We start from the raw sequence: 11,725 nt of genomic DNA on the forward strand, positions 1-11,725 counted from the left end.
AGCTCCTCGGCCAGCGTCAGGAAGATCTCGATGTCTCGCAGTTCCACCATGTGCCCCCCGGCCTCCATCGATAACTCCGGAGTTATCACACCATGTGAAGCCGGAGATTGTTCGCCCGTTCACCGCCCCGCATCCTGGGTCGGGCTGACAGCCGCGCCTGATCCGGTGGGGGCCGGTCAGGCAGGCGGTAGGGGGCTGGGGCGGTGCAGGGGAGCGCCCCAGCCGACGCGGGACACGAGGGAGACGGAAGAGATGCGGTTGCGGTGCATGGTGGCGGCCGGTGCGGCAGTGCTGGCGCTGGCGGCAGTCAGTGGCTGCGGCGGGAGCGACGAGGGGGGCGGCGTCCCTGCCGACGGTGACGGGCAGTCCGCGGGCAGCGGGGGCCGGCTCATGGACGGTGGAACGGACGGCCACCGCCCGCAGGCCGCCACCATGGCGGACATCGAGACGTTCGTCAGCCAGCGCACCACGTGCACCGATCTGCACATGGAGGACAGGGACTCCGAGAACGAGGACGACCCGGAGGCGGTGGGCGTCGGCAAGCTCTGGGGCATCAAGGAGCGGGGCGTCTGCTGGGGCGATGACCGCAACGGCGTCACGCTCATGTCCGTCGACGACATGAAGAGCTTCCAGACCCAGGCGAAGAAGCACGAGCCGGACGGGTGGTACCTCCTCGGGGAGGACTTCGTCGTCACGGGGGGCAGCACCACGCGGGCCGACCTCAAGGGTTCCGGGATCCTCGCATTCGTCTGCGACGCGGGGGACCCGATCCCCAGTGGCTACAAGAAGGAAAAGGCGCTCGTGGACGGGTGCACGCTGACCGATTTCATCTCCTAGGCCCCGTCGGCCCGGGCGAAGTGGTCGAACTCGCCGGCCACGACACCCTTGGCGAACGCCTCCCACTTCTCCACGGTGGTGGTCACCACCGTGCCGGGGTCCCCGGTCCCACGGAGGTACACGAGCTCCCCGGGGCCGAACGCGATCTCGATCCAGGGCCCGGGGCCCTGCGCGTCCTCGGGGGCGGCGCGGGTCCAGACGAGGCCGGTGGGTACGTCAGCCACGGCCGTGGGTCTCCTTGACGGTACGGAGGAGTTCTGCCCAGGCGGCGGGGGTGGCCCGGAGTATCGCGCCGCTGGGGTCACCGCTCTCGGTGAGGGCGACGGTGCCGTGGTCGGCGGCGATGTGTATGCAGGCTTCGCCCTGGGCGCAGTAGGACGATTTCTGCCAGTCGGACGCGGTCATCTTCTTTCCCTCACAGTTCCTGAGCGATGGCGTGGACGAGGTCTCGCGACTCCTCGGCCGGCAGAGCAGCGGCGTCGAGTCGTTCGAGGAGCATCCGGTACTGGGCCAGCTGAGCCTCGGAGTCGATGAACACCGGACCGTGGGACTGGTCGAGCTGGGCGGTGTCGAGGGCGGGGACGGGCCCCTCCACGTAATACACGGACTGGCCGGACCCCGGGTAGTACGTGGCCGAGAACGGGATCACCCTGATGGACACATGGGAGCGCTCGCTCAGCGCGAGCAGGTGCTGAAGCTGGGCACGGGCGATGCCCGGTCCGCCGAACCTCATGCGGAGGGCGGCTTCGTGAATGACGGCGCGGTACGGGGCCGGGTCATCCCGGTACAGGACGGCCTGTCTCTTCACGCGGTACGAGACCCGGTGCTCGATCTCGGGCGGTGAGATCTCGGGCACCGCCTGCCGGTAGATCTCACGCGCGTGATCGACGGTTTGCAGAAGCCCCGGGACATGCATGCTGTGCGCCGCACGCAGGCCTGTGCCGTGGTGCTCGATCTCGGCCAGATCGAGGAGCTTCGGAGGCAGGATCTCCCTGTACTCCTCCCACCAGCCGCGCTTTCGTTCGCCCGTCATCTCGACCAGGGCCTTGATCAGGGCCTGGTCCGTGCAGGAGTACGTGTGGGCCGCGACCCGTACGCGTTCGGCGCTCACTCCGAAGCGCGCGACCTCCATGTTGCTGAGCTGCCCCGCGCTCGTGCCGAGGAGATCGGCGGCCTGTGTGGTGGTCAGCCCGGCGCGCTCACGCAGCTTGCGCAGTTCCGCGCCGAGCCGCATACGGCGTGCGGTGGGTGCTGCCCTGCCAGCCATCGTGAACTCCCCTGGGGATGAGGTGCGTTGCGGAGCGTCACTCACACGAGTGGTTCCGTTCAAGGATTCCGGTCCAGCGGTGCAAGTAATCCTTGCGAGAACCTAGTCTCTGACCCAGGCCACCCGCCCGGAAGTACCCCGCTCGACGGAGCGGCCTCGTCACCGGGCCGTGCGACACGCACACACCCAACACCCCTCCGTGAACGGAGACTTCCATGGCTCTGGCCACCGTAACGCCGCCCTGGGCGTACACCCTCCAACTTCCGCAGGATCCCCGTGGTCCCGGGATCGCCCGGGCGACCCTGCGGACCGTGCTGACGGTGCACGGGTTGCGGAATCTCGTCGACACCGCCGAACTGCTGGCGAGCGAGCTGGTCACCAACGCCTACCGGCACTCCTCGGGTTCGTACTCGCTCCGGCTGCGCGGGGCCGGGCGGAACCGGGTGCGGGTCGGGGTGTGGGACTCCAGCCCGGAGATCCCGGATCCGTTCGGCGCAGGCGCGGGCCCCGCCAACGTACCCACGGGCCTCGCCGAGCGCGGGCGGGGGCTGTACCTCGTACGGGAGTACGCCGACAGCTGGGGCGCGTACCCGATCCGGGGCGGACTGCCCGGGCAGGGCGGCAAGGTGCTGTGGGTCGAATGCGTGGGGAAACCGGAGTGCCGATGGGGCGAGGTGCCGTAACGGGTGGGCGGGAAGGTGCCGCGCGGCGCAGGCACCTTCCCGCCCCTCGTCGGGCCGAGTCGGGTCAGCCGGTGTAGCGGGCCTCGAACGTCCGGAAGGAGCGCTCCTGGAGCAGCTCCAGCCGGGCCTTCGGGTTCTGGGACGTGAACCGGGCGCAGCGGGCCGAGTCCAGGGCGCGGCACTCCTCGACCGGGCGGAAGCCCTGGCGTACCGGGTCGGAGCGCCACAGGCTGCGGCCGGGCAGGAAGGAGTACTCCAGGGAGGCCCGGGCCAGGTCCTTGAGCTCCGGATAGCCGAGTCCGTACGTACGGGCCGCGCGGCGGTACTCCTGGCCGATGTCACCGCGTGAGACACCGGGGTCGTCGGTGGACAGGACGACCGGGACGCCGTACTTCCGGTAGACGGGGAACGGGTGCTCCTCGCCCTCGACCTGGAGGATCTGCGCGTTGCTGGTGAGCGGTACCTCGACGGCGATCTGGCGGCGTGCCATGTCGCGGGCGAGGCGCTGCCAGCCGTTCTCGTGCACGAGGTCGACGCCGTGGCCGATGCGCTCGGCCCGGCCGGTCCGTACGGCGTCGTCGATGTGGAAGGTGAGGTCCTCGGGCTTCACCAGGCCGGGGACGAGCTCGCCGGCGTGCAGGGTGATGTGGGCGGCCGGGTAGAGCCCGTGCAGGTAGTCCAGCATGCGCATGTGCAGGCGGTAGTCCCGCAGGGAGATCTCGCCGTCCTCCGGCTGGACCAGGTTCACGGCGACGAACCGCTGGTCACGTTCGGCGAGGCGCAGCCCCAGGGCGATCTGGGTGAAGACGCGCTCCGGGGCGCTGTTGCGGGACACCTGGGAGATCCAGCGCACCGTGATGCCGCAGGCCGGGCCGGGGTTGCCGGTGGCACAGCGCGCGGTGTCGCGGAACTCGGCGTCGGCGGTGTCGGCCTCCTGCTTCGCGGTCGCCACCAGCTGGTCCAGCCTGCCGCCGGCGAGCAGCTTGCGGTGCAGGGCGGCCAGGTCGGCGTCCCAGCCGACGTCGGCGGCCAGCTGCTTGGCGCCGTCCGAGGCGGGGCTGACCATGGTCTCCAGATACGACTGGTTCTGCGCGGCGGCGGTGCCCGCCACATCGGCCAGCATCTTGCCGCGGTGCGAGGTCGCGGCGCCGAACTTCCCGAACGTGGCGAAGAAGTGGTCGTGCCCGGACTCGTTCTGCGGGAAGTCCTGCATGGACCAGGCCCGGACGATCCGCTGCCGGAAGGCGGCATCCGTGAGGGCGTCGGCGGCGGGCCGGGTGCCGGTGACACACGGGGGTGCGACGGCGGTCGTCGTGGCGTCGATGCAGAGGCCGTCCTCGGCCGCGAGCTGGATGAGGTACTCGGTCCGTACCGCGCCGGACAGATGGTTGTGCAGGTCACCCCCCTTGGGCAGGTCCCGGTAGAAGCGGGCCGCCTCCTTCGGGTGGGCGTCCGGCCAGGCGGCGGTGCGGGCCTCGGCGGGGGTGGACGTCCGGGGCGGCGGTACGGAGGCGGGGGCGGCGGCGGCCCCGGCCTGGGTTCCGGCGGGCAGTGACGCGGCCAGGGCCGCCGCGGCGAGGCCGGCGGCGGTCAACAACCGGCGGGTACGCGATGAGTTGTGGTGTACGGAGATCACGCCTGCATGATCACGAAGAGCTGCGCGCATGACCCAGGGCCGCGAGGGCGGTGTCCCGTAAACCATCCGTCCGGGTGACGACCGGGCGCCCGGCGCGAGTGGTGTTCAAACGGCGCGGGCCGGTGTTCACACGCGGAGCTCCGGGGGGAATCCGGTCCAGCGCAGCTTTTCCGGGAGGTGGCCCATGTCGTTGACCATGAGCAGGGCGGCGGGCCGGCCGGGGGCGTACCGGATGACGGTCAGCGCCGCGTTGGCATGGTTGAGGCCCAGCCAGCGCCAGGCGGGGGCGTCGAGCGCGTCACGCACCAGCCAGGCGGCCAGGAACGCGTGGGTGACGACCAGTTCGTGGCGGGGCTCCTCCCCGTCCGCCGGGCCGGTGAACAGGGCCATCGCGGTCTCGGCCAGCTCCGGGCCCCGGGCGCGTTCCGCCTCCGGGAACTGCTCGACGAACGCGAGGAACCGGTCCGCCGACTCCTCGGGCAGCTCCTCCCGCCCGGGGGCGTACGGCACGTAGTCCCCGGCCGGCTCCGAGGCCCGCAGGGGGATGTCCGCGCCGAGCTGCTCATGGACCAGCCGGGCGGTCTGCGCGGCCCGGGGGAGCGGGCCGTGGTGGACGGCGGACAGCGGTATGCCCCGGAGCCGCTCACCGAGCAGGGCGGCCTGCCGCCTTCCCTGCTCGGTCAGTTCGGTCTCGTCCGGGGACGCCTGGGCGTGCCGGGCGATGTAGAGGAAGCGGGGTGCGGTGGCGGTCATGGGCGGCCCTTGTCCGGTGGGGTGGTGCGGGTGGGCCGGCCGGACCACCCGCGGATGCCCTGGTGGACGGTGTTCTCCGCGCGGCGGTTCCGGCGGTTCCGGCGGTTCCGGCGGCTCCTGCGGTTCCTGCGGTTCCTGCGGTTTCGGCGGGGGAGGTCAGGGGCGCGGGGCCTGCCGTGCGTCGGCGATGTTCTGGAGGAGGGCGGCGCTGTCGGCGTCCACCGGGTAGTAGGACTCCACCGAGATCTCGTCGAGCGTGATGTCCTGAGGCGTCCCGAAGGTGGTGATGGTGGAGAACAGCCTCAACTCCCCTTCGGGAAGACGGAAGACCATCGACACCGCGACCTCCTCCGACGGCACCCGGGAGCCCGGCCGGTCGGGCTCCTCGCCCGCGAAGAACTCGTCGTACAGGGCCCCCACCACCGTGTCACCGGTCCTGGCGACCTGGCGCGCCAGCCGCGTACGGAGAAAGGAACGGACCTCGGCCCGGTTGACGATGAGCGGGGCGAGGCCGCGCGGGTCGAGCCCCAGCCGCACCAGGTTCACCGGCGGGGCGAGCAGTTCGGGGTCGACGTGGGCGAGCAGGTGCTCGACCGGGGTGTTGGCCAGCACGAGGTTCCAGTGGCGGTCCACGACCAGCGCCGGATACGGCTCGTGGGCCCGCAGGACGCCGGCCACCGCCTCTCGCACGGCCGCCATGTCCGGTCCGTCGAGCGGACGTTCGCGGTAGCGGGGGGCGAATCCGGCGGCCACCAGGAGTCTGTTGCGATGGCGCAGCGGGACGTCGAGCTGGTCCGCGAGCCGGAGCACCATGTCGGCGCTGGGCCGGGACCGGCCCGTCTCGACGAGGCTGACGTAGCGGGGTGAGATCCCCGCGGCGAGTGCGAGGTCGAGCTGGCTCAGCCGTCGGCTGTGCCGCCACTCGCGCAAAAGGCCGCCCACGGTCTCCACGGTGCCGACCCTAGCCCCGCGTACGGACGGGGTCGATGAACTCCGAGTTCATCGACATCCCCTCGCCGTGCGACCACCCTTCTGGACATGAGCACTGACAACAAGAACAAGGTTCTGACCTGCTTGGAGCTGTCCGGCAAGGGCGACTTCGACGCCATGGCGCCGCTTCTGCGTGAGGACTACGTGGACCACGGTCTGCCGTTCCGTACGTCCACCCGGGCGGAGTGGATCGCGGTGGCGCGGGAGCTGCCCTTCCCCGAGATGCAGATCGACATCCGCCGGCTCGTGGCGGAGGGCGACTACGTGACGATGCTCTCGCGGCGCCGCCTGCCCACGGCCGGGCTGGACATCGCGGTGGCCGATGTCTTCCGCCTCCAGGACGGCCTGATCGCGGAGCGCTGGGAGGTCGTCGAACCCGTACCGGCCGCCGACGCGCCGGATCCGGTCGCGGGGCTGTGAGTGGGGCGTCGCGCGTTCGGGTGATGCCGGCGGGGGCCGGTCCCCTTGCGCGGCGGGGACAGGGGCGTTCGCCACCGGTTGGCCCGGCGTGTCGGGGACGCCCGGTTTGACACAGTGCCGCTCCATGATCGAGGAGCGGGGTGAGCGGTATGACCGTGGTGCGGGGGACGAGTGAACCGGCGGGTCCGCCGCCGGGCGGGGGCGACTGCGGCCGGCTGAGGCACAGCGACGGGCCCTGGGTGAAGGCCGCAGGGGGAGCGGACGCCCTGGTGACCCAGCTCGCCCCGGTCCGCTCCGAACTGGCCCTGGCGCACCAAGGGCTCATGGCGGGGGCGGGCCGGCTGACCGCCCTGGCGGAACTGGCTGCCGTACGGGAGTCGTGGGAGCGGCGGATCCAGGCGGCGCGGGGGGAGTGCGGCAGCCTGGCGGCCAAGCTGCGGGACGTTGCACGGACCCAGGGCGCCACGAACGAGGCCGTACGGTCGTCCTTCGCCGCGGTGACGGTCCCGTGCCAGGGGGACGAGCGGTGACGCCTACGCCGGCGCTGACCTGGGTGGAGTTACGTGACCTGAAGTGCGCCGAGCTGGAGGGCGCGGCCGACGGGTGGGGCAAGTCGAGCAACCGGGCCGACGCGGCCCGCGACCGCATCGAGCAGCAGCTGCTCACCGGGCTCCGCGACACGCAGGAGGGCGAGGCGGCGCAGGCGGCGGTCACGCGGCTGCGGCAGCTGGGGCGGAACTTCCAGTACGTCTACACGGAGTGCGGGCTCCTCCGTACGACGCTGAACTCCCTGGCCCATGAGATGAGGACCCAGCAGCGGGCGCTGAAGGAGGCGCTGGACGACGCGGCCGCGCTGAAGTTCACGGTGGGGGCGGACGGCTCGGTGACGTACCCGGCGGCGGGCGAGGCGCTCGTCGACGGCGCGCCGCTGCGGGGCGGCACGGCGACGTCGAACGGGCTGCCGGGGCTGGTGCCGCCCTCGGGCCTGGTCGCCCCGAACCCGAACGCGGCGAAGGCGCGGGACATCGCGGACCGGGTGGCGGGGGCGGTGCGGGCGGCTGCGGAGATCGACTGGCGGTACGCGGGGATTCTGCGCCGGCTGAAGGCGGAGGAGGGGCTGAAGGTCCCGGACGCCACGTGGCGGGACGCGGCGGGCGACGCGGCGGCGGTCCGGGACGCGGCGGGGGCGTACCTCAAGGACGCGATCCCGCACGACGCGTCTCCGGCGGAGCGGCGGGACTGGTGGGCGGGGCTGACCCAGGAACAGCGCGAGGAGTACCTCGCGGTGTACCCGGACCAGATCGGGAACCTGGACGGGATCCCGGCCCTGACCCGCGACGCGGCCAACCTGGACAACCTGCGGCTGCTGATCGGCGAGCTGGAGGGCCGGGACGACGAGAGATCGGCTACGCGGCTGGCGGGGCTGCGGGAGATCGACCGGCAGCTGGGGGCGGGTACGCAGCCGCCGATGTTCCTGCTCGGCATCGGGGACGAGGGGAACGGCCGGGCGATCGTTTCGTTCGGCAATCCGGATACGGCGAAGAATGTGGCGGCGTATGTGCCGGGGCTGAACACGTCGCTGGATGAGGACTTTGCGACAAACGATCTGAAGCGCGCCCGTGACACGGCGATCGGGGCTCGGTATCACGACCCATCCAGTGCGGCGATTGCGTGGCTCGGGTACGACGCTCCGCAGGCAATCGACGGCCTCGGAAGCGCCGCTGTAGCCCTTGACTGGCGGGCGATGGAAGGGGGCAAAAGCCTGAATGAGTTCACTGCGGGGCTGTCTGCGACGAATGAGAATAGCGACCCTCATCTGACCGCGATCGGTCACTCTTACGGGTCGCGAACCGTAGGAGCAGCAACACAACAGGGCGACGGCATTCCGGGAGTTGACGACATCGTTCTGGTAGGTAGCCCCGGGGTGGGGGTAGATCGCGCTGAGGACCTTGGAGTGGGCAGCGATCACGTATTCGTCGGGTCAGCGGAGAACGACGTGGTCACCACGGTGCCGTCGAAGCGGGAGGTGGTTGTTGGTGCCGCACTCAGGCCACTCGCTCCGTTTGGTGTAGACGCGGGTGATATTGCTGACCCCGGCAACGATGACCTCTGGTTCGGAAAGGACCCGGCGAGCGAGGCATTCGGGGCCAAGCGTTTCCGTGTCGATGACGGCCCGGGGCTCGTAGGACCCGTTGGCCCGTCAATTGCTGCGCATTCTCAATACTTCGACCCGAAGAGGGATGCGGCGTCAGCGTCGAATATTGGACTTATCGTGGCGGGGCGCTCGAGTAAAATCAGCAGTCAGGAGTACCGGTGATGCGCGGGGTCATTCAATCTAGTGCCGTTCTGGCAGGGGCTGTGGTTCTGGTCGGTTGTGCGGGGGGTGCGAGCTATCTGGGCGGGAGTGAAAAGCCTGAAATGAATATGCAGGAAGCGGCAGAGCGGTCCGATAGGATTTTGGACGACGTTTTTGACGCTGTTCGTCCGGAGGTCCGGTGGATTCATGGCCCCACTACCACCGGAAGCTGCGACGTAACCAGGAGGCGGGCGGTGATGACCATCGTGTCCGCCGAACGCAGAGGCAACTTTCTGGGCGTAGTTGACCGTTCTTGGCGAAACAGCGGATATCGGATGAAATCCATCAACAATGATCCGGATGTGCCCGCAATCTTTGCCCAGACCGAGGATGGGTTCGGCGTCAGCCTGATCGTGGGAGGTGAAGGGCAGGTGTTCTTCGAGGTCGACAGCCCCTGCGTCGAGAAGTCGGAGGTCGCCGAGTCCACCACCAAGGCCACCGCGCCCACCTACGAGGGCATGGAGAACATCCCCCGCCCCAACGTCCGCTCGCCCTTCTGGTCCGCCGGCGCCCCCTGACCCCCCGCAGCCGCCCCTGACGCCCCCTCATGCCCCCACCCACCCGTACACACCAGCGAATCGCCACGTGAACCGCGCCCGAATGGGGGATGGTTGAGGCGTGCGGAAATACTGGGTGTTCGTCTGCGGTGGGATCGGGCTGGGCCTGTGCTTCATCGCCCTGCTCGTCGTCGGTACGTACTCCGCCGCCGCCGGGATCGCCGGGGCGGCGAGTGGGGCCGTCGGGCTGGCCAAGGGGGCCGTGCCCGCGCGGTACCAGCCACTCGTGGAGAAATGGGGCAATCTCTGTCCCGCCATCAACCCCGCTCTCCTGGCGGCCCAGTTGTACCAGGAAAGTGGCTGGAATCCGCGCGCCCAGAGCCCCGCCGCCGCGCAGGGCATCGCGCAGTTCATCCCCGGCACCTGGGCCTCGCACGGCATCGACGGGGACAAGGACGGCGACCGGGACGTGTGGGATCCCGCCGACGCGATCCCCTCCGCCGCGTCCTACGACTGCGAGCTCGCCGGGTACGTCAAGAAGGTGCCGGGCGACGCGACCGACAACATGCTCGCCGCCTACAACGCGGGCGCCTACCGCGTGATCCAGTCGGGCGGGGTGCCCGCGATCAGCGAGACGCAGAACTACGTCAAGATCATCCGTTCGCTGGAGAAGAGCTTCGCCAAGCCGGTCGGCCGGGTGCAGCCCTCGCAGCAGGCCGCCGGGGCCATCTACTTCGCGCAGAAGAAGCTGGGTACCCCCTATCTCTGGGGCGGCAACGGCACGGCGGACCAAGGGGGCAGGTTCGACTGTTCCGGGCTGACCCAGGCCGCGTACCGGACGGTCGACATCGAGCTTCCCCGGGTGGCCAACGACCAGTACAACGCCGGCCCGCATCCCTCGCGGGACGAGCTCCTCCCCGGTGATCTGGTGTTCTTCTCGGACGATCTGAACAACTCGCGGGCCATCCACCATGTGGGTCTCTACGTCGGTGGCGGCTACATGATCAACGCTCCGTACACCGGTGCGGTCATCCGGTTCGACAAGATCGACACCCCCGACTACTTCGGTGCGACCAGGGTCACGAAGGACGGTGCCGCGGCGCTTCCGACCGCGCTCCCGGAAAGCTGACGACCAGTCGGCCGTGGCCGGAACTCTCCGTGAAGCCCGGGCCCTGAGCTGCGACGATGAGTCACTCTTCGATAACGTCATGGTGATCATTCGGTGGAGAGCGGAACGCGGAGAGCCGGCAGGCCGTTCCCTGGACTGGGACAGCATGCGCAGATGACCGAGCGTGACTGCCCAGACCAGTCGGACGTGACGGCATCATGGCGTGACGCGGCACTGAATCCGCACCGACCACGGGGGTCAGACCAAGGCGACGCACGCCGTTGTGCGTCGCAGCAGCAGACAAGACAAGGGGCCGCGGCAGATGGCTGGACTCGCACTCGATGGGTCGAACCCCGACGTCAGCCTGCTCTACGACATCAATGGGCTGGCGAAGGCCGCTCCGACCTGGTTCGACCGGGTCATGGAGTTCGTCGGTGAATTCGGGATCATGTTCGGCATGGTCCTGGCGGTCCTGTGGTGCTGGTGGAGCGTACGCCGACGCGGGACGACCGAGGACTCGGTGACGGCGGTTGCCGGGCTCGTGTGGGCACCGCTCGCCGCCGGGATCGCGTTGCTCATCAACATCCCGATCCGGGGCTTCGTGGAGCGGCCGCGTCCGTTCTTCGACCACAAGGGGCTCGAGGTCCTGGTGGCGGGCAAGACGGACTTCTCCTTCGTGAGCGACCACGCGACGATGGCGATGGCGATCGCCGTGGGGCTCTTCGTGGCCAACCGGAAGTTCGGGCTGGTGGCGATCGGACTGGCGCTGCTGGAGGGCTTCTGCCGCGTCTACATGGGCGTGCACTACCCGACCGACGTGATCGGCGGCTTCGCCCTCGGCACGGCCGTGGCGCTGCTGCTCGCCCCGCTCGCGATGATGCTGCTGACGCCTCTGGTGGGGGCCGTGGCCCGCGCCGGTGCGGTCGGCAGGCTCGTCCGCTCCCGCACCGTGGTCGCCTCGGCCGACGGACGGGGTGACGCCCGGGGGATCCCCGAGCCGAGCCCGGGTTCCGGCCGTGGCGGTTCGCCCGGTGAGAGGGATCTCGCCGCGTAGGCGGTGACCGGCGGTTCATGGGGGCGTCCCGGGAAGGGCGCCCCCTTTCGCATGCTCGGGCGTCCCAACCCCCGCGATCCCCGCGCCTGTTCAGCCGTTCCGTTCCCGTGTCTCCCGTGACGGG

At 70.3% G+C, this 11,725-nt stretch carries 14 protein-coding genes; 8 read left to right on the forward strand and 6 right to left on the reverse strand.

The window, feature by feature from the left end; genetic code table 11:
* Positions 1-252: 252 nt before the first annotated feature.
* The gene (locus JKV81_RS27925) at positions 253-837 is read left to right on the forward strand and encodes a hypothetical protein (RefSeq protein WP_129264783.1); all 585 of its coding nucleotides are present in this window, start codon (positions 253-255) and stop codon (positions 835-837) included.
* Here the strand turns inward: JKV81_RS27925 and JKV81_RS27930 are convergent.
* From JKV81_RS27930 to JKV81_RS27940, 3 genes are read right to left on the reverse strand one after another with little or no spacing between them, the layout of a single operon-like run.
* Positions 834-1,061 carry a DUF397 domain-containing protein gene (locus JKV81_RS27930; RefSeq protein ID WP_129264784.1) on the reverse strand — a complete coding sequence of 76 codons (228 nt, stop codon included), beginning with the start codon at positions 1,059-1,061 and terminating at the stop codon, positions 834-836. The two genes, JKV81_RS27925 and JKV81_RS27930, sit on opposite strands and share 4 nt — an antisense overlap.
* Positions 1,054-1,242 (reverse strand): DUF397 domain-containing protein, encoded by a 189-nt coding sequence (locus JKV81_RS27935; protein ID WP_129264785.1) that lies wholly within the window; start codon positions 1,240-1,242, stop codon positions 1,054-1,056. Before JKV81_RS27935 ends, JKV81_RS27930 begins: the two co-directional genes overlap by 8 nt.
* Before the next feature lie 10 nt (positions 1,243-1,252).
* Entirely contained in the window at positions 1,253-2,104 is an 852-nt protein-coding gene (locus tag JKV81_RS27940) for a Scr1 family TA system antitoxin-like transcriptional regulator (RefSeq protein WP_129264786.1), read from the reverse strand.
* A gap of 215 nt (positions 2,105-2,319) precedes the next feature.
* On the opposite strand from JKV81_RS27940, the gene JKV81_RS27945 reads away from it, so the two are divergent.
* Positions 2,320-2,787: an ATP-binding protein gene (locus tag JKV81_RS27945; RefSeq protein ID WP_202078366.1), complete on the forward strand. Its 468-nt coding sequence runs from the start codon at positions 2,320-2,322 to the stop codon at positions 2,785-2,787.
* A 64-nt stretch (positions 2,788-2,851) separates the two neighbouring features.
* Here the strand turns inward: JKV81_RS27945 and JKV81_RS27950 are convergent, their stop codons facing one another.
* The 3 genes from JKV81_RS27950 to JKV81_RS27960 form a co-directional block, all read right to left on the reverse strand.
* Positions 2,852-4,453: an adenosine deaminase family protein gene (locus tag JKV81_RS27950; RefSeq protein ID WP_202078368.1), complete on the reverse strand. Its 1,602-nt coding sequence runs from the start codon at positions 4,451-4,453 to the stop codon at positions 2,852-2,854.
* Positions 4,454-4,549: 96 nt separating this feature from the next.
* Positions 4,550-5,176 (reverse strand): histidine phosphatase family protein, encoded by a 627-nt coding sequence (locus JKV81_RS27955; protein WP_202078370.1) that lies wholly within the window; start codon positions 5,174-5,176, stop codon positions 4,550-4,552.
* 156 nt (positions 5,177-5,332) lie between these two features.
* Positions 5,333-6,127 carry a helix-turn-helix domain-containing protein gene (locus JKV81_RS27960; RefSeq protein WP_129264789.1) on the reverse strand — a complete coding sequence of 265 codons (795 nt, stop codon included), beginning with the start codon at positions 6,125-6,127 and terminating at the stop codon, positions 5,333-5,335.
* 87 nt (positions 6,128-6,214) lie between these two features.
* Between JKV81_RS27960 and JKV81_RS27965 the strand changes: the two genes are divergently transcribed.
* The 6 genes from JKV81_RS27965 (at position 6,215) to JKV81_RS27990 (ending at position 11,601) form a co-directional block, all read left to right on the forward strand.
* Entirely contained in the window at positions 6,215-6,586 is a 372-nt protein-coding gene (locus JKV81_RS27965; RefSeq protein WP_129264790.1) for a nuclear transport factor 2 family protein, read from the forward strand.
* A 149-nt stretch (positions 6,587-6,735) separates the two neighbouring features.
* Positions 6,736-7,116 (forward strand): hypothetical protein, encoded by a 381-nt coding sequence (locus JKV81_RS27970; RefSeq protein WP_202078441.1) that lies wholly within the window; start codon positions 6,736-6,738, stop codon positions 7,114-7,116.
* Positions 7,117-7,139: 23 nt separating this feature from the next.
* Entirely contained in the window at positions 7,140-8,903 is a 1,764-nt protein-coding gene (locus tag JKV81_RS27975) for an alpha/beta hydrolase (RefSeq protein WP_372444258.1), read from the forward strand.
* Positions 8,903-9,460 carry a hypothetical protein gene (locus JKV81_RS36890; protein WP_372444259.1) on the forward strand — a complete coding sequence of 186 codons (558 nt, stop codon included), beginning with the start codon at positions 8,903-8,905 and terminating at the stop codon, positions 9,458-9,460. Before JKV81_RS27975 ends, JKV81_RS36890 begins: the two co-directional genes overlap by 1 nt.
* A 100-nt stretch (positions 9,461-9,560) precedes the next feature.
* Positions 9,561-10,568 (forward strand): C40 family peptidase, encoded by a 1,008-nt coding sequence (locus JKV81_RS27985; protein ID WP_202078374.1) that lies wholly within the window; start codon positions 9,561-9,563, stop codon positions 10,566-10,568.
* A gap of 301 nt (positions 10,569-10,869) precedes the next feature.
* Complete coding sequence (locus JKV81_RS27990; RefSeq protein WP_129264792.1) at positions 10,870-11,601, forward strand: phosphatase PAP2 family protein; 732 nt, start codon at positions 10,870-10,872, stop codon at positions 11,599-11,601.
* The last annotated feature ends 124 nt before the right edge of the window (positions 11,602-11,725 follow it).

Origin of the sequence: Streptomyces silvae, assembly GCF_016745505.1 — a bacterium.
GTDB classification, from domain to species: domain Bacteria; phylum Actinomycetota; class Actinomycetes; order Streptomycetales; family Streptomycetaceae; genus Streptomyces; species Streptomyces silvae.